The following is a 22,800-nucleotide window of genomic DNA, read 5'->3' on the forward strand; positions in this document are numbered from 1 at the left end:
TTCAAACTATTTTAATTCAGCATTTCAGCTTTGATTTTGTTCAAAGATTAATAAAGTCTTGATCAAAAGTAAAAGCATTTTCTATCCATTGCTGATCATAAGTGAATTTTGAAAAATCTTGCTGTATGGTTTTTGCAATTTCTTTAAAAAAATCAAAACAAATCACATCAAAGCGGCAATAATATTGCTGGAAATGTGGATGATCTTGTAAAAATAACATGGCCGTTTTTGCTATTTTGCGTTGTTTTGAATAGGAAATTGTTTCAATAGCCTGCGCAAAATGCGTTTTTGAGCGTGCTTTGACCTCAACAAAAACCAATTCCTGCCCTTTTTGTACAATCAGATCAATTTCGCCAAAGCGCGAGTGATAATTGGACCGTACATGAACATACCCCTGTTCTTCTAGCACAGTCAAAGCTTGTTGCTCTGCCCATTGTCCCAGTTTCATCTCTTTATCTTCCCTACTTCGTTTTTTATTTTTTTAATGAGCGCATTTCGAAAAACTCAATATCGATCAAAAATATGACTTCTTGATGTTTAAAACCACTGCTGCGAATCTCTCAAGCCAATCATTTCGCTTCATTCCGTGTTTTAAAGCCTTCTTGACGTTTAGATTTCAGCCGAATGTCTCACTGACTCCTGCAAATGCATCGCCGACAACATTCTAGCTCACGCCACGACGGACAATTCAGGTAGAATGCTTATCGCGGTATCGGTTGAATGCATCAAAGCACTCAAGCCAACCTATCATTTTATTATTTTGCAGCGCGGAGAAAACCCATGAGTGCCCAGTTATTTGTAGTCGCAACCCCTATTGGGCACTTAGATGACATGACTTACCGCGCAATTGATGTACTAAAATCAGTCAAAATCATTGCTGCTGAGGATACACGAACTTCAGCACAATTACTGAAACACTTTAATATTCAAACACCGCTCACCGCATGCCACGATCATAACGAAAGCAACAAAATTGACATCCTTATTCAGCGTTTGTTGAAAGGTGAAGATATGGCACTTATCAGTGATGCAGGAACGCCTCTTATCAGTGATCCGGGGTTTAAATTGGTTCGTGCGGCACAAGAGCATAATATCCGCGTAATCCCTGTTCCTGGCGCTTGTGCTGCCATTGCCGCTTTAAGCTCAGTGGGCTTACCGAGTGACCGTTTCAGCTTTGAAGGTTTTTTGTCTTCTAAACAAACCCAACGAATGGCGAGTTTGGAAAAACTCAAAGACGAAACGCAAACCCTGATTTTTTATGAGGCACCACATCGTATTTTAGACAGTGTCAGTGACATGGCTAAAGTCTTTGGTGCTGACCGCCCTGTCGGTTTTGCCCGTGAAATTACCAAAACCTTTGAAACCATCAAGAAGATGACATTAGGTGAGTTGGTTGAGTTTATTGCAAACGACCATCATCAACAAAAAGGTGAGATTGTATTGGTTGTTGGTGGCGCGACCACTGAAAAAGATATGGCACAAGAAAAACTCGACCAGCTTTTAACGCGTCTCTTACAAGATTTGTCAGTGAAAGCTGCATCACAGTTAGCGGCTGATTTGACCGGCATCAAAAAGAAAATTGCTTACCAACGTGCTTTAGAATTAACACAAGATCAGGCTGAATAAGCTTCGATAGCTTGAGCTTGAAATAAAAGTATTGCTTTTTTTGAAGGAAAAAATAAAGAGCAACAGACGCAAGTGCTTTGGCCTTTCTCTGCTGCTCTCCATGTTAAGCGGTTCCATGCGAACCGCTTAACTCAAATTATGTAGTTATGTCATTTAAAATTTATAAGCATGTGTATGGGTTGACTGATCGTCAGTTACAATCTCTATCGAATTAGCTCGCGTCTTGGTAAATACGACCGCCGGGTAGTTGGCAAAAGTATTGTTTCAATGCATCCAAACAACGATGGATCTTCATCGGCTGTTGTTCATGCTTTGAAATGATGGCATATAGCGTAAAGTTAGGGAGCTTCCACTCTGGAAGAACTTCCACTAAAGAACCGTTAACCAATTCTTTTTGCACATCCAAATATAAAATACGTGCAACACCATGCCCATGTTGGCATAAAGTCTTTGTCACTAAAATATTATTACTGGCTATTCTTGATTTCATCTCAAGTTTAACCGCGTCACCTGTCACCACATTTTTAAAATCAAAATCATGATTATTTTTCATAATCGTGATCGGAATAAGATCATGATTTTTCAAATCTTCAGGTCGTGAAATTGGTGCAGACTGATTCAAATAGCTCGGTGAAGCAACCAAAATCTGTTCCACGCGCGCCAATGGCACGACATGTACGCTTTGATCGTCAACCGTTGGACTCATTCTTAAGGCAATATCAATTCGCCCATTCATCAAATCCACATAATGATTATCTGCTTCAATATGAATAGATAATCCGCGATGTGCAGACATCCAATGCGACAAAGCAGGAATCACATGATTGGCACCTAACTCTGGCGTAGTGGCTATTCGCAGCTCACCCACGAGATCATCGCGCAATTCATTGATACGTATTTTGCCACGTTCAGCAGCGGCGAGCATTTCTTGACAGCTGTGGAAAAAAGCCTGGCCTGCTTCAGTTAAATTCAACTTTCTTGTTGAGCGATGTAAAAGAACAACTTCCATCTCTTGCTCTAAAGAACGAATTTGCTGACTCACAGCACTTGTAGTGATGCCTAACTCACGCGCGGCACCACTAAATGAACTCTTTTCAACAACACAAGCAAAAACACCCATTGCCCGTAGTTGATCTAACATAAAATTCTCTCTGGATTCATGAGAAGTTTTCATCTATTTGATAAAAACAACTCATTGTATTATACGGTGAATTTTTTGCGTTGCATCCAGATTTTTTAATTTAATGGTAAAACTATAGTCGGATTGATTGGCTTGCCATCTAAGCGTACTTGGAACTCTAACATGGTGCGCGTTGCACCTGTGGAGCCCATTTCTGCAATTTTCTGCCCTGCCGTCACATTTTGACCGCTCTTCACATTCATTGCACTGTTGTGTGCATATGCTGTGATATAACCATCAATATGCTTAACCAAAATTAAGTTTCCATATTCTTTCAATCCGTCTGCTGCATACACCACTTGGCCATCTGCTGCTGCATAAATTGGATCACCTTGGTTACCAGCATAGCGAATACCTTTCACATTATTTGCTAAATTATAACCTTGCAAAACAGCGCCATTACTTGGTTTTACCCAGCGTAAAGTTGAACTTTTAGAGCTCGCAACAGGTGCGGTCGGTACTTTAGCAGGAGTTGTTGTGGTTGTGGTGGTCGTATTTTGACTCGGGAGACCAACATTTTGACGTTGAATTGGAGCGGTTTGTGTAATAGGTTGCGTCGTGGTTGTACGTGGGCTACCCGAACCTTTTAAACGTAATGACTGCCCCACATAAATACGATACGGCGCAGCAATATCATTCATGTCTGCAACAGAGATATAACTCAGCCCATAACGAGTTGCAATACCGCTCAGCGTGTCGCCTGAACGAACTGTATAATAGTCTGGTGCTTTCGCAAAACGTGTTGCATTGTTAACCTGTGGTTTAGAAGCACAACCACTCAAAATAACAGTTGAAACTACAGCAGTGGATAACACGACAGTTTTCAGCAGTGCTGTAGGAATTGCAATGAAACGAATTTGAGACAACACAGACATTTATCTTACTCTCTAAAAATATAAAAAATAATCAGTTTAATTTGCGCTAAGATTAGCAAAAAAGTATGTGAAAATAGTATCTCTGCGCGTATTTTCACAAAGTTATAACAAACAGCTGAATACATTCCTTGTATTGCTCAGCTGTAGCGCCTTTTAAGCACTTATTTGCCCTTGTAATGCATGCAAAACTTCATAGTTGGTTGCATCCATCTGAATAGGCGTAATACTCACAAAACCATTCGCCACGGCGAAAAAGTCTGACTCTACCTCATCATAGCCTCTTTTCGGTTCTGCCACAGCTTCACCTGCAAGCCCAATCCAGTACACTTGACGACCACGTGGGTCAACATGACTGCTAATCGGCTTAGACTGCAGACGACGTCCTTGATAGGTAATTTTAGCGCCCTGTAACTCAGTTACATCAGGAATATTAATATTTAAAATATGGCGTGGTGGCAATGCAGGCAAACCTTGTTTCACAAAGTCATGCACCCACTGTGCGGCATGATGATAATCTTCTGGGCTGTTGTACGAACGCACTTCAGGGCCCGCAAGTGATACCGCAATGGCTGGCTGTTTCATTAGACGCCCTTCAAATGCTGCTCCAACTGTACCTGAGTAGAGTACATCATCACCCAAGTTTGCCCCGCTATTGATGCCACTAACAACCAGATCAAACTCAAAGTCAAATAAGCCATTCATGGACAAATAGACACAGTCGGCGGGTGTTCCATTGACTGCCCACATGTCGGGTGCAATTTCGATTGGGCGTAAGGGTCGATCTAAAGTCAAAGCACTGGAAAAACCACTGCGTTCACTTTCGGGTGCTACAATCACCACGCGACCTAATGGACGTAAAGCATGTGCGAGCGCTTGAATACCTGGTGCAAAAACACCATCGTCATTAGCTATTAAAATATTCACTGATGGATCTTCTTAAATCTATATGAGTCGGTAAAAGCCTTATACATCTATTTTGCACTCGTCTTCGTCTTTTTAATCTGCAATTCATACAGGTAGATTTGGGGGTAGCTTTAAAAAAAACTAAATCTTTAAAGCGAAAAGAAAAGCTATAGAGTCCTCGATGCAGAACGACTATACATTGAGATCAGGCAATCTGAAAAGATGAAATCATTGATCTGGGTGAGTACTTCACTCTTGCATGAGCAGAGTACAAAAAAGAGAGAGCCTAAAAATAAAAGAAGCTAAGTATACGTTCAAAGTGTTTACTGGAGAGTACGCCTTCAAAAAGATAAAATATAGATCTCTTGATTCTGTAAAAGCACTCTTCTCTTACATAGAAAAATAACTATAAAGCAAAGAGTTAAAAAATCTAAGAAAGCGAGTTTAGCTATCACTCACTATTACAGAACATGCTTTTAAGTGTTTGGATATTGAGCCAAGTTATTCGCGTTTTTTACTCATTTCGGATAACAAATCCAGTTGTATTTCTTGTATTTGGGCTAACCTATTCCACTGATGCATCAACAGATGATCTAGTTTTTCATTTAAGTGTTGAATTTCTAACTCTGCCTTTAAATTAATTTTATAATCGTTTTGTGAACGCAATCTGTCTTTGGCTTCCTGTCTATTTTGGCTCATCATAATCACGGGAGCTTGAACCGCAGCAATACAGGATAAAATTAAATTTAATAAAATAAAGGGATAAGGATCGGCAGGATGCGTAACCATGACCACTGTATTAACAATAATCCAAATAGCTAGGAAAGTCGCAAAGCACATGAGAAAAGCCCAACTACCGCCAAAGGTCGCAATTTTATCTGCCAGCCTTTCCCCTAAAGTCCAATTTTGATCCAACTGATTTTCAACATTTTTGGTGATCACTTCATGTTGTTGCAAACTTTTAATCACCTCATATTCAAGATCAGTCACTTCCCCCTTTTCAGACTTTAACAGTGAATGAACATACTGAATTCGATATTTGGTTAAGTCTGCTTGGCATATATAACTTTGAGGCAACCATTCTGGAAAATCATGTGAAATTTCTTCGGTAATAGATTTTCGTATTGCCCCCATAGGAATGAGATTTTTAATGAGGAATTTCTGCCCACAGACTAAACATTCATGACTTTGATTTTTTTCGCTCATGCTCGTTCTCTTTTATAATCATTATTGGTTTTGGGGAGATAAACATCATCGAACAAATTTTAAACCAATGTCAAATTTTCAGCACCTCTAAGATTAGCTCCTCATTAAGTTTTTTCTAGACAGTAGCCATGAATAAAAAAATGCCACAGATATAATCATAATTCTGTGTCTTAAATAAGACTAAACAAGTCCATATCATCAGGCTAAAAATTAAAAAAATCCAGCTTTAGAGCAAGGAGACAATCAATGCCTAACTCCGCAAGGCCTATGCGTTTAGGTCTACTTTTTCATACCATATTGCTCACAGGTATCACCGGTAACGTAGAAGCGAATACACCACCTGTAATGTTGACTTCTCCTAAAGATTTTATATACCCAGATGTAGATCTGGGTCTAAGTGAAAGTCTTTATCCGAATGAGGCCACCACGGCTAAAGAAATCGCGAACATCATTGAAATGACAATCCGAAAACAATATGCCACAGATATCGCGCTACGTGATGCACATCCTAAAGCACATGGTTGCGTACGCGCAGAATTTAAAATAAATGAGACATTGCCTCAAAACATGGCTTATGGTGTTTTTATTCCAGGAAAAACTTATCAAGCGTGGATTCGTTTTTCGAATGGATCGAGTAATGCAAAACAGGTGGATATAAAAAAAGATGCACGCGGCATGGCGATCAAACTTTTAGCCGTGCCAGAGAAAAACCTTTTAGGTGAACCTGCGTCTACGCAAGATTTCATCATGATCAATCACCCTGTATTCTTTGTAAATGACCCTGCTCGCTATCTGTCATTTATGCAAGATATCAATAGCGATCGAGTTCTAAAAAAACTGCATGTCCCTTTTGCATTAGGAGTTAAAGGGACTTGGATTGCCTTAAACACTAGAAATAAAATTTCAAATCCACTGCAAACCAGATACTGGTCTATGGTGCCCTATCAGTTAGGAGTCGGCGATCATCGTCAAGCGGTAAAGTACTCTGCTCGTGCATGTTCAAGCGTTGTTAGCCCGATTCCAGTTACTCCTCAAAAGGACTTTTTAAGAGAGGCGCTTCGAACAACTTTACAAGATCGTGATGCCTGCATGGAGTTTTTAGTACAACCTCGGACATCCAGCTCAATGTCTGTTGAAGACTCGATGACGGAATGGAAAGAAGACCAAGCTCCTTTCTATAAGGTGGCCACAATTCATATTCCTCAGCAAGTTTTTGATACCCCTGAGCAAAATAAGTTTTGTGAAAATCTTTCCTTTACACCATGGCATGCATTAGCTGAACATAAGCCACTGGGTGCGATAAACCGAATGCGCAAAGTCATATATGACCAGATTAGTCGCGTCAGACATGAGATGAATTCGGCTAAACAAACGCTAACAATGTCGGAGATCAATAAGGAGTCCTATGGTTAAACTCGATGGCCTATTAATCTGTGTGTCTAAAGAAGAAGTCCATCTGGTGATGAAACTCCTTCCAGAACATATTGAATTAACTCATCAAGAAGAAGGCTGCATTTCTTTTGAGGTCAAGCAAAGCCACGACCCTTTTATCTGGGAGGTGCAGGAAGTGTTTGATAGCATGAAAAGTTTTAAGCATCACCAAAGTAGAACAGCCTCATCCATTTGGGGAGTGAAAACGCAAAATATTAAACGGCAGTACAAAATATCTGAGGGTGAATAAGGTTTAAGTTTCTAGCTATAAAATGACACTTCTAAGACTAGAACTTGAAATAGCCCTCAAATGAAAGCTACCTCTATTCAGATCATAAAATTTAAAAATGTTCTGTACTAAAAAACACAATGAAGAATAGCGATTTTTGTATGGATCATCATGCATTGAGCAGGTGTTAAAGCTAAGAGCTTTTTAGTGAGCAATCGCTGCTGCTTTGGGTTTAAAAGCCACCAAACAAAAGACGATAAAAGCACATAAAATAAAGGATGCACCAAATCGACTCAGATCCAACCCTCCATGACTAATGGGCTTATCTAGGAAATCCCCCAGTACGGCACCTAATGGTCGCGTGAGTACAAATGCAGCCCAAAATAAGAAAGTTCTAGAGATTTTGGTCCACATATAAAGCATCGTCAGCAATACAAGTAAACCGCCAAAGATAAGTGCTGCACTGGTATAGCCCAGCCCTTGTGTATCTGCTGTCCAATCCCCTAGCGCTGTGCCCAATGTTTGGGAAAACATGATGGTCAGCCAATAAAACGCTTCACTTTTGGAAGATTGAATACTTTGTACCGCAATTGACCCGCTGCTGTAGTACCACGCCAATAAAGATAAAATAAGTAAGCCGAATAAGATTAAGCTGCCACCTAAATAGCCCAGTCCTAAGGTACGATCAACATAGTCCGCTATAGTTGTCCCTAGAGTTGTTGTTGCAATAATTGTAGACCAATAAAAAAATGCATTATATTTTTTGGCCTTAATCTGTGCTGCAACGAATATTGCAAAAATAATGGCGAAGATGCCCGTACTTACGATATATCCCAGATTAAGCGACATGGATAAGGCATCCCCCGCTGTTTCACCCAGTGTTGTTGCCGCAATTTTAATGATCCAAAACAACAAAGTGACTTCAGGCACCTTGCTCAGCACCTCATGCAATGTTTTTTCTTCAGTCATGATACGCACCCAAACCTTATTCTTTGTCTATGCTGAATAATAGTGCTCACAACTGAAATCAATCTTAAATTTCAAAGACCTCGCCCATAGAGGCTGTTTATGGCTTTCAACACCACAACATCTATAGACTTTTCATTCGCTTTCTAAATCGATTTAAAACCAAGCTGAGCTGAGTTAAACAGCTAAGCTCATGTTGTCGCTCGCTACCTGTAAAGACAGCTGTAAAATAAGCCATAACAAATGTTCTATTCGCATCAATTTATTTGCGATATTTTTGAATTCACCTGATTGACCCGTCTATAAGTAAAGGGTTTAGCTTAATGGAACAATGAACGAATGATGGAAACTATGCTTACTGTATCTCGCTTAGCGAAAAAACTCGGGTTATCCAGAACGACTATTCTCTATTATGAGAAACAGGGTTTATTAAAACCAAGCTTAATCGCTGAAAATGGATACCGGTGGTACGGTGAAAGTGAAATTGAGCGTCTTAAAAGCATCATCTCTTACCGTTCTTACGGACTATCCATTTCAGATATTCGTTTGCTTTTAGAACCACTTAGCATATCCCAAGGGCAGATCTTGGAAAATCATTTTCGGGCATTGGAACAAGAGATCAATAACTTACGAGCTCATCAAAAAGCTATCATTGAGTTATTGAAAAAGTCCATTTTATTAAAGGAAAAGTTCGTGAATAAAGCCAAATGGGTAGAGATTATGATCGCAGCAGGTTTATCAAAAGAAGATATGATGAAGTGGCATCAAAAATTTGAAGAGATGGAACCTGAGGAGCATCAAAAATTCTTAGAGTCACTCAACATTACACAAGATGAGATTACGGCTATTCGAAGCTTATAGTGCTTTTTAGCTCTCAATATTTGAACATTTGAAAATCAAACCCAATAGTTCTCATCCAAGGGCTATTTGGTTCACCACAGTTTACCTACATTCATAAGCATTTTTATCTCTAAATCTTATCTCCTTGTACCCAACAAGCAGATCATTCTAAAGACCGCCCAAACGAAAGATTAAAAAAAGTAAACATCTCTTAGGTGATGACCATTGGCGATTAAAAGGTTCAAAACAAAAATCTTTATTAAAAAAATGACTGGTCAGAACTTTTCATTGAATTCTAACTGAAAATATATATATTGAGTCTCCGCATCCACCATAAATATGTGATTTTAAAAATGATTAAAAGCTTAACATTACGTAATTTCTTCGGATTAGGCATGGCTATCATGATTTCTCAATCTGCTTTTGCACTAGAGGGATTAAGCACAGAAGAAGCCAACACCATCGTGAAAGAAGATATTGCAGCAGCGCAAGTCATGACCGAATTTTGCCCTGCTTTGGTGGGTCAAGGCCCTAAAATTGAAAGCAACATTCAAACTTTAATTCAAACCTATTTACAAGACTACTCAGATAAGTCGATGACCTATGCAAAATTACAGTCAGACAGCGAATACCAGTCGATTCTGAAAGAAGCTCGTACAGATGCAAATGGTACTGACAAAGCAGAACAAAAGTCAGTATGTGATGACGTTGTAAACTTTGAAGGTTAATTCAAGTTCTACATCTATATCGCAAAGAAAGGATGAATAATGGGGTTATTCATCCTTTTTTATTGGACTGAAAAATGTAAAAACGATGAAGCGACTTCAACAGCTTCTATACATTTTTGCGCTTACATTTACTTAAAATTTGTTTAAGCTCATCCTATTATGGCAACAACATGTATGCACTTAGGGTTTATAATGAATTTAAATGTAATGAAAAAAGTGATTTTGGCAGTTTGTGGTTCTTCTTTGATTGCTATCGGTTCGGCTCATGCGGCCAATAAAGACGAAAATATTGAAGTGACTCCACTGCAACAAGTGACGCAGCAAGAGTTGGCTGCAATTTATGTCCTATCAGAAGTTTGTCCAAGTCTCGTTTCAGACCAGAGTCAGTTTGAAAATGGCTACAACACTTTGGCCAAAGAATATCTACCGCAACAGAAAAACCCGACTGAATACCTTAAAAGCCTCAGCAAAGAGAAAAAATTTAAGCCTATTTTAGCCGAAGCTCAAGCCGATGCGAAAAAAGCAGGTAAAGCGAAAAACCAAGAAATTTGTAAAGAATTGAGCACTTACAGCAAATAATACCAATTGGTTACAATAACTTTGAAATAAGCCTATTTCTCCCGTAGAAGTCGGCAGAACTTTGTCCTAAAATGCAAAGCTCTCGTGCTTATACTAAAGAAATCGGAACCCCTTAGAATGATTCAAAAAAGCGCCCTTGCTGCGGCATTACTCGTACCAAGCATTTCATTTGCAGCAACTGTCTTATCCTCACCACCAGAACTAAATAATAAATCATATGTGCTGATGGATTATGAGACTGGGCAAATCCTCGCATCTAAAAATGAAAATGAAAAATTAGCACCAGCGTCAATGACAAAAATGATGACGAGTTTCATTATTGAGCAAAAGTTGTTGGCGGGCGAGCTAACCGAAGATGAAAAAGTTCGGATGAACGAGTCTGCTTGGTGTCGTGGTAGTAGTTCAGAATCATGTATGTATGTGCCATTAAATGGTACTGCGACTGCATTAGAGATGTTACGCGGCATTATCATTCAATCAGGGAATGATGCATCTAAGGCCATGGCTGAGCACATTGCTGGGAACGAAGGTACTTTTGTTCATATGATGAACACTGAAGCAAAACGTATCGGCATGACCAATACAAGCTTCATGAACTCAACAGGTATGCCTGCTGAAGGTCACTACTCGACTGCTAAAGACATGGCAACGCTTGCACAGCACATCATTCACGACAGTTCAAAATATTATCCGATTTATTCTGAAAAAGAATTTACTTTTAACGGTATCAAACAAGGCAACCGTAATGCCCTGCTTTATACTGACCCAAGTGTCGATGGTTTAAAAACTGGTCATACTGACGAAGCGGGTTATTGCTTAACAACTTCGGCTAAACGTGGCCCAATGCGTTTGATTTCTGTGATTTTTGGTGCGCCAAGCATGCAAGAACGCGCAACGCAAACACGTGAAATTTTAGCGTGGGGTTATGCAAACTTTGAAACTAAAAATGTTCAAGCTGCGAACCAAGTTTTAGCAAAATCAAAAGTGTGGTTTGGTAAAGAAAGTGACGTACAAATTGGTTTAGCTGAAACCTTTAACGTGACTATGCCTAAAGGTCAAGCCAACGCAATCAAAACACAACTCGTGGTTCAACCGAAACTGACTGCACCGTTGAAAAAAGGACAAGTGGTTGGTAAATATGTAGCAAGCCTTGATGGTAAAGTGATTGCTGAAAAACCACTTGTGGCGCTGAAAGATGTTGAAGAAGCAGGTTTCTTTGCACGTATGCTTGACCACATCAAACAATTCTTCTCAAACTTATTCTAAGCAACATTTAGACTTAAGTTAAAGCATCCACACCTCGGTCTGGGTGCTTTTTTATTTTATAATGGACACCTACGCAAAGGCAGAACACCAAAATGGCTAAAAATATTCGCCCTTATTTGAACAGCACTCCACAGCTTGGCAACAACTGCTATATCGATGAAATGTCGGTAGTGATTGGTGATGTCATCTTGGCTGAAAATGTTTCTGTGTGGCCTTTTGCTGTGATTCGTGGTGATGTAAATCATATTCGGATTGGTAAAAACTCGAATGTACAAGACCATGCAATGCTGCATGTTAGTCATAAAAAAGCAGATAAACCAAATGGCTCGCCGTTAATCATTGGTGAAGATGTTACCATTGGTCACCATGTCACCTTACATGGCTGTACCATCGGCAACCGTGTTTTAATTGGTATCAATAGCATTGTTTTGGACGATGTCATCATTCCTGACGACGTTATGATTGGCGCAGGAACACTGGTTCCACCAGGGAAAGTGCTGGAAAGTGGCTACTTATATGTCGGTAGTCCTGCCAAAAAAGTTCGTCCTCTGACAGAAAAAGAATTAGCATTTTTACCATATTCAGCACAAAACTATGTCAAAGTTTCGGGGCATTATTTAGAGTCATAATCATTGGGGCTATTTCCCCTGCATTTGGCAGATACAATAATATTCTTAGAATCTGCTGCAAAGCCTTTGAGCTTTTTTGTTCGCATATCATATTGCCTGACGATGCTGTGAATATAAACACCGAAAACTCATACAAGGAAATCATTTAATTTTTAGCCTCTTAATAGCACTTGATAAACCTTGTGCAATCTGACTAAAATTTCAACAACTATTATTAATTATTAAAACGATGCCATCTATCTATCAATTAAAACCAGCATTTCAAAATCTATTACGACCTTTTGTACAACTGTTATATAAATCTGGAATTACAGCAAATCAAGTCACTTTATTGGCGATGTTGATTTCGACTTGCTTAGGCTATTTCTTATATTGCTATTATCTAACTCATCCTATTTCTGGGCTTTTATTGTTATTTCCACTGTGGATGCTCATTCGTATGGCCTTCAATGCAATTGATGGCATGTTAGCGCGTGAGTTTAGACAGCAGTCCAACTTGGGCGCTTTTTATAATGAATTGTGTGACATTATTTCCGATACTGCACTCTATCTTTGTTTTATTGCCTTTGGTTTTATTAATGCAAAACTATTATTGCTTGTCATTTTTCTTGCCCTGCTCAGCGAATATACAGGTGTAATAGCGCCACTTATTGGCCAAGAACGGCGTTACGATGGCCCAATGGGTAAAAGTGATCGCGCTTTTTGGCTCAGTTTAATTGCTGTTATTATTGTAATATTTCCATACATCAGTACAAATCCACAACTTCTCGGTAGAATTTGTAATGGCATTCTTATTCTCATTGCTCTACTGCTTCTGCTCACCATATTTAACCGAATTAAAAATAGTTTAAAGACAACTTCTTCATAATTTTATTATTCAGAGTAAAAATAGATGTATAACAATAGTCAACACACTTTTACCAGTCATGATGGGACCGAACTGTTTTACCAACACTGGGCAACGGCTACACCATCTACAACAAAAAAAGCCATTATTCTCTTTCACCGTGGCCATGAACACTCGGGGCGTATGGCGCATTTAGTTAACGAACTTAATTTACCAGATTTCGATTTCTTTGCATGGGATGCACGTGGCCATGGTCATTCGCCTGGTGAGCGTGGTGATGCGCCAAGCTTTTCTGCATGTGTCAAAGACATTCAAGTTTTCGTACAACATATTGAACAGCAATATGCCATTTCTGCGGAAAATATTGCCGTAGTCGCTCAAAGTGTTGGTGCTGTTTTAGCTGCAACTTGGGTGCATGATTATGCACCTAGAATTCGTGCGCTCTGCTTAGCCTCTCCTGCTTTTGATATTAAATTATATGTGCCTTTTGCTGAACCAAGCTTAAGGGTGATGGCAAAGTTGCGTGGCAATTTCTTTATACAAAGCTATGTAAAAGCCAATATGCTCACGCATGATAAACAACGTGCTCAAAGCTATGATACCGACCCTAAAATTGCTAAAGCCATTTCAGTCAGAATGTTATTGGGGCTATATGATGCTTCAAAACGTATTGTTGCGGATGCACAAAATATCTTTGTTCCAACACAAGTTTTATGTTCAGGCTCAGATTTTGTGGTCTTCCAAAAACCGCAGCAACAGTTTTATCAAAAACTACCGCATCCCAAAAAAGAATTTCATATATTAGATGGCTTCTTTCACGATACTTTGGGTGAAAAAGACCGTCATATAGCGACTGAAAAAATCCGTCGTTTTATTCAGCAATGTTTTGCTTTGGAATATCAAGCCCCTGATCTTTTAAATGCCGATAAAATTGGTTCAAGTTGTGCCATTGCAGAGGATCTTAGTGCGCCACTCCCAGCGAAATCCATGAAGAATGCATTTTGGGAGTTGACTAAAAAGAATTTGAAAATAGGAAGTCATTTATCTAAAGGCTTAAAAATTGGCGAAGATACAGGGTATGACTCCGGTAGCACTTTAGACTTCGTTTATCGCAATCAAACAGAAAGTGCTAATCCGATTGGTAAAATCATTGACCGACAATATCTCAATGCGATTGGTTGGCGTGGTATTCGTATCCGTAAACAAAACATTGAACATCTGGTACAGAAATACGCTGACATTCTCATCAAAAAGCGTAAACCACTCAGAATTATGGATATTGCTTCAGGACACGGTCGTTATATTTTAGATGCAGTTACACAACTTCCGAAACGCCCAGACTCGATTTTATTGCGCGATTATAGTGATATTAATGTCCAAGCTGGGCAACAAATGATTGCAGAACGAGGCTTAAGTGATGTCGCTGAATTTGTTCAAGCCGATGCATTTGATACACAATCCCTTGCATCTGTTAAACCGAAACCGACGTTGGCTGTGGTTTCTGGCTTATATGAATTGTTTAGTGATAATGACCTGCTGCGACAATCACTGGAAGGTTTAAGCAAAGCCATCCTCAAAGATGGTTATTTAATTTACACAGGTCAAATTTGGCATCCTCAGCAAGAATTTATTGCACGCGCCCTAACCTCACATCGTGAAGGTGATGCATGGGTCATGCGTTTACGTTCTCAGGCTGAAATGGATGCCCTTGTAGAAGCAGCAGGCTTTAAAAAAGTAGATCAATGTATTGATGAGTTTGGAATATTTACCGTGTCCGTTGCCCAAAAGCTTTAAAATCACAGGATGACATGATCAGTCTTTGGATCATGTCATCCATGTAAAACTTAAAAATAATAATCTGTGGACGTTTTATGCAAATACTGAAAAAAGAAACAGGCACTTGGAAATGGGGAATCCTGTGTTTGATTTTCCTTGCACCGTTTTTCTTTCTCACTTATGGATTTGCAAATCACTATGCATCACAACTGCCCAATGTGCCGAGTATTGTCTATGACTGGGAAAAACACATTCCGCTTTGGTCATGGAGCATCGTGCCATATTGGTCCATTGATCTTTTTTACGGTCTATCTTTGCTGTTATGTTGGAATAAATTTGAGCTGAAACAGCATGCACTTCGGCTATTTAGCGCACAGCTGATTTCGATCAGTTGCTTTCTTCTTTTTCCACTCAAATTTAGTTTTGAACGACCACCTTTAGATGGCTTTTTTGGCCTATGGTTTGATGTTTTGATGGGTTTTGATAAACCTTTTAACCAAGCACCTTCTCTCCATATCGTTTTATTGGTCATCCTTTGGGACTTCTTCCGCAGACACAGCTCAGGTCAGTGGAGATACTTTGTCGACCTTTGGTCATTTTTAATTGGCATATCGGTACTCACCACATGGCAACATCATTTTATCGATATTCCAACAGGTTTATTGGCAGGTGCATTATGTTTGTGGTTATTTCCAATTACGGCAAAATCACCCTTTAAAAAAGATGGTTTGCAGACTTTAACGCCGAAGCATTTAAAGTTAGGAAGTTATTACCTATGCGCCGCATTACTTTTCCTAATCTTGGCCTATCTGTTCCAACCTTGGGGATTATGGTTACTTTATCCAGCAATCAGTCTATTTGGCGTTGCTTTAAGCTACTATTTAGTTCGCCCTCATTTCTTCCAAAAGCAAGCAGATGGAAGTTTGAGCATTGCCGCTACAATGTTATTTACCCCTTACCTAATCTTTGCGTGGTTGAACAGTCGAATCTGGACAAAGAAACATCCCGAAGACTCCCAAATTTTAAAAATTGAAAACACAACCATTTTTTTAGGGCGCATCCCAACACGTTCTACAATACAAAAATATCAGGCCGTTTTTGATTGTGTTGCAGAGTTGCCAGTGAATTCAAAAAATTCATATTTTCAATACTCAAGTTTAGACTTAATTCCTTTACAGGCCGACCAACTTGAACGTGCAGTTGAAGTGTTCAACCAATTAATGGCAGCAGCTTCAAGCCAGAGCACACAACAGCATGTATTAATTTACTGTGCGCTGGGTTATTCCAGAAGTAGTGCTATTCTCTGCGCTTGGCTTATGCAACAGCAGCATGCAACACAGGTAAATGAGGCCATTCAAATAGTTCAATCCGCTAGACCATGGGTTAGACTGAACGACGTACAAATCAAAAATCTCAATACTTATCAGTTAAAACTCAAAGGATCAGCCCCATGAAAATGCACTTTTATGTGGCGGCAAAACTTTTATCTGCAACGTATGGTTTGTTATTTTCAGGCTATGTCGCGTTTGTCTTAACCATTTTGGCTATACTACTTAAAAGCTGGCAATCTCTTGAGTTTTGGATATTAATTTTTTTATGTTTCGGCTTGATGGCAATACAGCATTACCTAGCACTCAGGTTGAAATTTGATGCTGAACTCATTGAAGTGATTGCACAACAATCTGATACAGTGGCCATCGAAGACTTAACGCAACAGTTTGATCAATCATTACTGCAATTTAAGCTCATACCAAAATCGAAAGTGGGTCGAGATTGGTCTTTGCGCTTTGCAGGCTGTTTCCGTTTGTTTAAACTGCAAATAACTGTCTTGTTTATACAATATATAGTTCTAGTGATTCTAATTTATAAATTATTGGCACAATAAACCTCTTTCTACTGGCTAAAATTCCATTGAAATTATTGATAAAATTGGTTTATGCAATGAATAAAACTCCGCTTCAAAACGAGAAAAAAACAGCTTTAGAGCAAACTCAAAGTCATTTTGCGACTCATTCTATTGCCCGTTTAATTGCATTTTTTACACGGCGTGGAGCGCGTCTGTTAACAGGTACACGTAGTTTATGGATCGGTTGTCAGCCTGTGCCCAAACAGCGTATTTATTACGCCAACCACAATAGCCATATCGACTTTATACTGCTGTGGTCATCTTTGCCGACAATCATGCGACGGAAAACCAAGCCTGTGGCTGCTTCTGATTATTGGCTGAAAGATGGCTTTCGCCAATTCCTTATTAAAGATACCTTCAATGGTATAACGATTCAGCGTAACCGAGATGATCATACTGATCCATTACAACCCGTTAAAGATGCACTTGAACAAGGCTACTCGATTATCTTTTTCCCTGAAGGTACGCGCAATCTAAATGATGATATTGAATTACTCCCCTTCAAAAGTGGCTTATATAATTTGCACAAACAGTTTCCAGACATTGAAATTGTTCCCGTTTGGATTTCAAATTTAAGACGGGTTATGCCCAAAGGTGCATTTATCCCTCTACCGTTACTTTCTACAGTTTGTTTTGGTTGCCCTTTAGAACAACATTTAGACATGCATAAGGACATCTTTATAGATTATGCGCAAAAACAATTATTAAAATTAAAAGAGGTTGAAAATCAATGATGTTAGACAACCTTAATAAAACCTATGCCCTATTTGCTATTTTTGCAGGCATTTTAGTTTTTGCTTCAACTGTTGGTTTTATTCTCAAACAAAAAGCAGGCTCTCAATCTTCACCAGTTATCGATAACTTAAATGCACGAATCAATGCATGGTGGGTCATGCTCATCGTGATTGCTGCTGCAATTTTACTCGGAAAAACCGCATTTATTGTATTATTTGGAATTATCTCTTTGTTTGCCCTACGTGAGTTCATTAGCTTACTGCCGACCAGACGGGGCGATTATTTTCCATTACTGATTGCATTCTATTTTGTTATTCCCTATCAATATTATTTGATTTATACCGACTGGTATGGCCTGTATTCAATCTTTATTCCGCTCTATGTATTTTTATTAATTCCTATTGCCAGCTTAAAACAAGAAGACACCACCCATTTTCTAGAACGTAGTTCAAAAATTCAATGGGGGCTCATGGTCAGCGTATTCTGTATTTCACATGTTCCAGCATTGTTGAATTTGAAACTTCCAGAATTTAAAGGTGAACCGATTTGGCTAGCCATTTGGTTAATTATGGTGGTTCAAGCCTCTGACGTGTTACAGTATGTGTGTGGAAAATTATTTGGCAAACACAAAGTTGCACCCGTTTTATCCCCATCAAAAACAGTCGAAGGCCTACTCGGTGGTATTTTCTTAGCCACAGCTTTAGGGACTGCAATGGCTTGGTTAACACCGTTTAGCTATGTTCAAGCTGCTTGTATTGGATTGGTTGTTTGTATCTTTGGCTTTTTTGGCGGCCTCGTTATGTCTGCGATTAAACGTGATCGTGGTGTTAAGGATTGGGGACAACTCATTCATGGCCATGGCGGAATGCTAGACCGCATTGATTCTATTTGCTTTTCTGCACCTATTTTCTTTCATATACTTAGATATTGGTGGAGTTAATTGGCAAATTGGGTTAGACAAATATTTAAACGATAAATTTCCCCCAGACCAACCCAGTTTCAGCACTCGCTTGGCTTGCATTCTGCCTCATGATATTTTGTCGATGCTGTATAATGTCTATGTGGTGTTACCTTACAAGCGCCCTTTTGTCATTTTTTATTTTCTTAACCGCTTCCCAACACTTCACAAACCAAAGCAAATCTCCATAGCCACGCACTGCTAAATTTTGTAGAATAGCCCTTTTACCCCATGGTGCTTTTATATGACCGCTTGGACAGCTCACGTCACCGTCGCAACTGTTGTTGAAAATGACGGAAAATTTCTATTTGTAGAAGAGCATACTGCGGGTGTGACACACACTGTATTTAACCAGCCTGCAGGCCATGTTGAATCAGGTGAAACACTCATCGAAGCGGCCATTCGTGAAACCATGGAAGAAACAGGACATGAAGTGTCTATAGATGCTTTATTGGGCATTTATACCTATACACCACCTATGTTTCCAGATCGCACGTATTATCGTTTCTGCTTTTTAGCGCAGTCACTTCATCACCATCCAACCGCCGAACTCGATACAGGTATCGTGGGTGCAGTATGGATGACTTTGGATGAACTACTCGAAACGGCTCGTGCACGTAGTCCATTGGTGATTAAAGCGGTTCAAGACGCACTCGCGGGTCAAAAATATCCTTTATCGCTCGTTTATGAGCACCAAAATTCTCCCCTTATTTCAAGTTTGGATGCCTAGTCCTATGCAACAACGTGTCATCGTCGGTATGTCGGGTGGTGTAGATTCTTCTGTTTCTGCTGCTCTTCTTCTTCAACAAGGTTATCAAGTTGAAGGTCTTTTCATGAAAAACTGGGAAGAAGACGACGGCACGGAATACTGCACGGCTATGGAAGACTTAGCCGATGCTCAAGCGGTCTGTGACAAACTAGGGATTAAGTTACACACCGCTAACTTTGCTATGGAATATTGGGATCGGGTATTTGAGCATTTCTTAGCGGAGTATGCTGCGGGCCGTACACCAAACCCAGATATTTTATGTAATAAAGAAATCAAATTCCGTGCGTTCTTAGATCATGCCATGCAACTGGGCGCAGACTTTATTGCGACTGGTCACTATGCACGTCGCGGCGAAACTATGACCAACTCTAAAGGTGAGGAATACGCACCTTTACTGCGTGGTTTAGATAAAAACAAAGACCAGACCTATTTCTTACATGCTGTGCATGGCCGTGAAATTAATAAAACGTTGTTCCCTGTAGGGGAAATTGAAAAGCCTGAAGTACGTAAGATTGCCGAACAATACGACTTAGTCACAGCGAAGAAAAAAGACTCAACGGGCATCTGTTTTATTGGTGAACGTCGTTTTAATGACTTCTTAAAACAATACTTACCTGCACAAGCTGGAAAAATCGTCTTAGATGATGGCAAAGAGGTTGGTGAACATCACGGCTTAATGTACTATACGCTCGGTCAACGCGGTGGTATTGGTATTGGTGGTTTGAAAGGTGTGGCTGAAGGCGCATGGTTCGTTCTACATAAAGATATTGAAAACAACCGTTTGGTGATTGGTCAAGGTCATGAACATCCACTGATGCAAAGTACTGCGCTTTGGAGTGAAACGATTGACTGGGTCGCAGGTGAAATGCAGATTTCTGAAACAGGTTTCCGTTGTACCTCACGGACGCGCTATCGCCAAGATGACCAAGATTGTGTGATCTTTAATGATCCGACTACCCCAGGTGGCGTACGTGTTGAGTTCGATGAACCTCAACGTGCTGTGACTCCGGGTCAGAGTGTCGTATTCTACTCAGGTGAAGTTTGTTTAGGCGGTGGCGTGATTCATCATACCAATGCTCCTAAACCTGATTTTATTTAAAGGATTTTAAGACATGGCTGAGTTACCGTTTCAACAGCCTCAAACTTTGAACGAACGCCAAAACCGAGCTTTGGCGTTGGCGGCTGTTTTTCAGTCCGCGCAACTGACGCATATGACAGCCTTGAGCGGTCAACAAAGTATTGGGGAAAGCGGTAACTTCTATTTAGAGCAGTTGATTAAAGCCAGTTTAAATATCCGACCGAAGGGCAACCAAAGCGGACAAACTTTAGACTTCTTTCATCAGCTGGCGGACATATCCTTAGGACTAAAAACCTTAGAAAGTAGCATTACCCAGCCCTTTAATACCTCACCCAAAACTCGAATTCCAAAACTATCCACTGCTAAACTTCCCATGACCTATGCCATGGCACTCTTACAATTAGAAAAGAAAGTGTATAGCAACCCCAAATTCGTTGAAATTATTGAACAGTCCCAACAAAAAATCTTAAGACAGCTTTCTTTTTTCGATAATAACTATTTACATCCAAGCATTATTGCCAACCTCGCACAAACCTATGTCGACACCGCAGGGCAAATTAACCCACGCATTATGGTGCGGGGCAATGCAGAAGCATTTAAAGATTCATCGCATACCAACCGCATTCGCGCTTCCCTCTTCACTGGCTTACAAATGGCACATTTATGGCGTCAGCTCGGTGGAAGTTCATGGGGCATGGTGTTTAGCAAACGCAAGTTGCTTAAAGATATTCAAGATCTCGCTCGTTTACAGTATCAGGTGATTTAACACATGATCGACGGGCTTTTTAGTTTTACGTTTAATTCCAAAGTTTAAGGAATCGCTATGAACGCTTTAACCGCACTTTCTCCATTAGATGGACGCTACGCTAGCAAATGTGATGCGCTTCGTCCTTTCCTCTCTGAGTTTGGTTTAATCCATGCTCGTGTGACTGTTGAAGTGCGTTGGTTACAAGCGCTTGCAAACCGTCCAGAAATCACTGAAGTGCCTGCTTTCAGTGCTGCGACCAATGCTGCACTTGATGCAATTGTTGCTGACTTTTCTGAAAGCGATGCCAACCGTATTAAAGACATCGAACGTACCACGAACCATGACGTTAAAGCCGTTGAGTACTTCCTGAAAGAAAAAATTGAAGGCATCGAAGAGCTTAAAAATGCGGGTGAATTCATTCACTTTGCATGTACGTCTGAAGACATCAACAACTTGTCTCATGCATTAATGCTGAAAAGTGGTCGTGATGTATTGGTTGCATCTATGCAGCAAATCATTGACTCAATCGTGGCATTGTCTGAAAAGCATGCTGACCAACCTATGTTGTCTCGTACACATGGTCAGACGGCAAGCCCAACCACTTTGGGTAAAGAAATGGCAAACGTAGCATATCGTCTTGCGCGCCAAATCAAACAATTCAAACAAGTTGAGCTTTTAGGCAAAATTAACGGTGCAGTAGGTAACTATAACGCTCACCTTTCTGCTTACCCAGACATCAACTGGCCTGCACACTCACAAGCATTCGTTGAATCTTTAGGTTTAAGCTTTAACCCGTACACCACTCAAATTGAACCGCATGACTATATGGCGGAACTGTTTGATGCTTTACGTCGTTTCAATACGATTTTGATCGACTTTAACCGTGACGTTTGGGGTTATATCTCGCTTGGTTTCTTCAAGCAAAAACTCAAAGATGGTGAAGTGGGTTCTTCAACGATGCCACACAAAGTAAACCCTATTGACTTTGAAAACTCAGAAGGCAACTTAGGCTTAGCCAATGCTGTACTTGCGCACCTTGGCGAAAAACTTCCAATTTCTCGCTGGCAGCGTGACCTAACGGACTCAACTGTACTACGTAACATGGGTGTTGGTTTTGCACAAAGCTTGATTGCTTTTGAAGCTTGTTCAAAAGGCATTGGTAAACTTGAACTCAATGCTGCACGTATTGATGAAGACTTGAACAATGCGCAAGAAGTTCTAGCTGAACCAATTCAAACTGTAATGCGTCGTTACAACGTTGAAAAACCATACGAAAAACTAAAAGCGTTGACACGTGGTCAAGCAATGACGCGTGACATGATGGTTGACTTCGTCAATGGTAATGAACTTGAAGCTGTCCCTGCTGCCGACCGCGCACGTTTAGCGGAAATGACACCTGCAACCTATACAGGTAACGCAGCTGAACAAGCAAAACAAGTTGCTGACTTAATTTCTAAAATCTAATTTTTAGAAATTAAAAAAAGCGAAGCTTCGGCTTCGCTTTTTTATCTATAATGCAAACAAG

Annotated in this window: 24 protein-coding genes; 18 read left to right on the forward strand and 6 right to left on the reverse strand. The window is 40.0% G+C overall.

The genetic code is table 11. The annotated features are described in order from the left end of the window. Nucleotides 1-40 precede the first annotated feature (40 nt). The gene (locus F946_RS07560; protein WP_004980800.1) at nucleotides 41-448 is read right to left on the reverse strand and encodes a YraN family protein; all 408 of its coding nucleotides are present in this window, start codon (nucleotides 446-448) and stop codon (nucleotides 41-43) included. Between the two features lie 332 nt (nucleotides 449-780). Here F946_RS07560 and rsmI point away from each other — a divergent pair, with 332 nt between their 5' ends. Continuing rightward, nucleotides 781-1,626 carry a 16S rRNA (cytidine(1402)-2'-O)-methyltransferase gene (gene rsmI, locus F946_RS07565; RefSeq protein WP_004980802.1) on the forward strand — a complete coding sequence of 282 codons (846 nt, stop codon included), beginning with the start codon at nucleotides 781-783 and terminating at the stop codon, nucleotides 1,624-1,626. 211 nt (nucleotides 1,627-1,837) lie between these two features. Here rsmI and F946_RS07570 read toward each other — a convergent pair whose 3' ends face one another. The 4 genes from F946_RS07570 to F946_RS07585 form a co-directional block, all read right to left on the reverse strand. Further along, complete coding sequence (locus F946_RS07570) at nucleotides 1,838-2,767, reverse strand: LysR family transcriptional regulator (protein WP_004980807.1); 930 nt, start codon at nucleotides 2,765-2,767, stop codon at nucleotides 1,838-1,840. Between the two features lie 95 nt (nucleotides 2,768-2,862). Then, nucleotides 2,863-3,681, reverse strand: coding sequence for a peptidoglycan DD-metalloendopeptidase family protein (locus F946_RS07575; protein WP_004980810.1), 819 nt, complete (start codon nucleotides 3,679-3,681; stop codon nucleotides 2,863-2,865). A gap of 153 nt (nucleotides 3,682-3,834) precedes the next feature. Continuing rightward, a complete protein-coding gene (gene surE / locus F946_RS07580; protein WP_004980812.1) occupies nucleotides 3,835-4,605 on the reverse strand; it encodes a 5'/3'-nucleotidase SurE in 771 nt (256 codons plus the stop codon). A 480-nt stretch (nucleotides 4,606-5,085) separates the two neighbouring features. Then, nucleotides 5,086-5,790: a DUF1003 domain-containing protein gene (locus tag F946_RS07585; RefSeq protein WP_004980815.1), complete on the reverse strand. Its 705-nt coding sequence runs from the start codon at nucleotides 5,788-5,790 to the stop codon at nucleotides 5,086-5,088. Between the two features lie 246 nt (nucleotides 5,791-6,036). On the opposite strand from F946_RS07585, the gene F946_RS07590 reads away from it, so the two are divergent. Together F946_RS07590 and F946_RS07595 are read left to right on the forward strand one after the other, a co-directional pair. Continuing rightward, complete coding sequence (locus F946_RS07590) at nucleotides 6,037-7,203, forward strand: catalase family protein (RefSeq protein WP_004980817.1); 1,167 nt, start codon at nucleotides 6,037-6,039, stop codon at nucleotides 7,201-7,203. Next, a complete protein-coding gene (locus tag F946_RS07595) occupies nucleotides 7,196-7,471 on the forward strand; it encodes a putative quinol monooxygenase (RefSeq protein WP_004980819.1) in 276 nt (91 codons plus the stop codon). Before F946_RS07590 ends, F946_RS07595 begins: the two co-directional genes overlap by 8 nt. A 183-nt stretch (nucleotides 7,472-7,654) precedes the next feature. On the opposite strand, the gene F946_RS07600 is transcribed toward F946_RS07595, so the two are convergent. Beyond that, complete coding sequence (locus F946_RS07600) at nucleotides 7,655-8,419, reverse strand: COG4705 family protein (RefSeq protein WP_004980821.1); 765 nt, start codon at nucleotides 8,417-8,419, stop codon at nucleotides 7,655-7,657. Between the two features lie 336 nt (nucleotides 8,420-8,755). Here F946_RS07600 and F946_RS07605 point away from each other — a divergent pair, with 336 nt between their 5' ends. The 15 genes from F946_RS07605 (at nucleotide 8,756) to purB (ending at nucleotide 22,739) form a co-directional block, all read left to right on the forward strand. Beyond that, the gene (locus tag F946_RS07605) at nucleotides 8,756-9,277 is read left to right on the forward strand and encodes a MerR family transcriptional regulator (protein ID WP_004980823.1); all 522 of its coding nucleotides are present in this window, start codon (nucleotides 8,756-8,758) and stop codon (nucleotides 9,275-9,277) included. 332 nt (nucleotides 9,278-9,609) lie between these two features. Then, a complete protein-coding gene (locus F946_RS07610; RefSeq protein WP_035326613.1) occupies nucleotides 9,610-9,984 on the forward strand; it encodes an MCR_0457 family protein in 375 nt (124 codons plus the stop codon). 192 nt (nucleotides 9,985-10,176) lie between these two features. After that, entirely contained in the window at nucleotides 10,177-10,563 is a 387-nt protein-coding gene (locus tag F946_RS07615) for an MCR_0457 family protein (protein ID WP_004694202.1), read from the forward strand. 117 nt (nucleotides 10,564-10,680) lie between these two features. Beyond that, on the forward strand, nucleotides 10,681-11,829 hold the full coding sequence (dacC, locus tag F946_RS07620) for a D-alanyl-D-alanine carboxypeptidase PBP5/6 (protein ID WP_004694204.1): 1,149 nt from the start codon (nucleotides 10,681-10,683) through the stop codon (nucleotides 11,827-11,829). A gap of 92 nt (nucleotides 11,830-11,921) precedes the next feature. Beyond that, nucleotides 11,922-12,458, forward strand: a complete 537-nt coding sequence (locus F946_RS07625; protein WP_004694206.1) for a gamma carbonic anhydrase family protein — start codon at nucleotides 11,922-11,924, stop codon at nucleotides 12,456-12,458. A 229-nt stretch (nucleotides 12,459-12,687) separates the two neighbouring features. Then, nucleotides 12,688-13,326, forward strand: a complete 639-nt coding sequence (locus F946_RS07630) for a CDP-alcohol phosphatidyltransferase family protein (protein WP_004980826.1) — start codon at nucleotides 12,688-12,690, stop codon at nucleotides 13,324-13,326. A 24-nt stretch (nucleotides 13,327-13,350) separates the two neighbouring features. Then, a complete protein-coding gene (locus F946_RS07635; protein ID WP_004980828.1) occupies nucleotides 13,351-15,099 on the forward strand; it encodes a bifunctional alpha/beta hydrolase/class I SAM-dependent methyltransferase in 1,749 nt (582 codons plus the stop codon). A 77-nt stretch (nucleotides 15,100-15,176) separates the two neighbouring features. Beyond that, nucleotides 15,177-16,535, forward strand: coding sequence for a phosphatase PAP2/dual specificity phosphatase family protein (locus tag F946_RS07640; RefSeq protein ID WP_004980829.1), 1,359 nt, complete (start codon nucleotides 15,177-15,179; stop codon nucleotides 16,533-16,535). Continuing rightward, nucleotides 16,532-16,966: a hypothetical protein gene (locus tag F946_RS07645; RefSeq protein ID WP_004980831.1), complete on the forward strand. Its 435-nt coding sequence runs from the start codon at nucleotides 16,532-16,534 to the stop codon at nucleotides 16,964-16,966. Before F946_RS07640 ends, F946_RS07645 begins: the two co-directional genes overlap by 4 nt. A 56-nt stretch (nucleotides 16,967-17,022) precedes the next feature. Beyond that, nucleotides 17,023-17,721, forward strand: a complete 699-nt coding sequence (locus F946_RS07650) for a lysophospholipid acyltransferase family protein (protein WP_004980832.1) — start codon at nucleotides 17,023-17,025, stop codon at nucleotides 17,719-17,721. Further along, entirely contained in the window at nucleotides 17,718-18,662 is a 945-nt protein-coding gene (locus tag F946_RS07655; RefSeq protein ID WP_004980833.1) for a phosphatidate cytidylyltransferase, read from the forward strand. The genes F946_RS07650 and F946_RS07655 overlap by 4 nt, the downstream gene beginning before the upstream one ends. 262 nt (nucleotides 18,663-18,924) lie before the next feature. After that, a complete protein-coding gene (locus F946_RS07660; RefSeq protein ID WP_004980835.1) occupies nucleotides 18,925-19,410 on the forward strand; it encodes an NUDIX hydrolase in 486 nt (161 codons plus the stop codon). A gap of 4 nt (nucleotides 19,411-19,414) precedes the next feature. Continuing rightward, nucleotides 19,415-20,548: a tRNA 2-thiouridine(34) synthase MnmA gene (mnmA, locus tag F946_RS07665; RefSeq protein ID WP_004980838.1), complete on the forward strand. Its 1,134-nt coding sequence runs from the start codon at nucleotides 19,415-19,417 to the stop codon at nucleotides 20,546-20,548. 13 nt (nucleotides 20,549-20,561) lie between these two features. Continuing rightward, nucleotides 20,562-21,293 (forward strand): high frequency lysogenization protein HflD, encoded by a 732-nt coding sequence (gene hflD / locus F946_RS07670; protein ID WP_004980842.1) that lies wholly within the window; start codon nucleotides 20,562-20,564, stop codon nucleotides 21,291-21,293. Between the two features lie 57 nt (nucleotides 21,294-21,350). Next, nucleotides 21,351-22,739 carry an adenylosuccinate lyase gene (purB, locus tag F946_RS07675; RefSeq protein ID WP_004980844.1) on the forward strand — a complete coding sequence of 463 codons (1,389 nt, stop codon included), beginning with the start codon at nucleotides 21,351-21,353 and terminating at the stop codon, nucleotides 22,737-22,739. Nucleotides 22,740-22,800 lie beyond the last annotated feature (61 nt).

Origin of the sequence: Acinetobacter johnsonii ANC 3681, assembly GCF_000368805.1 — a bacterium.
In the GTDB taxonomy this organism is placed as follows: domain Bacteria; phylum Pseudomonadota; class Gammaproteobacteria; order Pseudomonadales; family Moraxellaceae; genus Acinetobacter; species Acinetobacter johnsonii.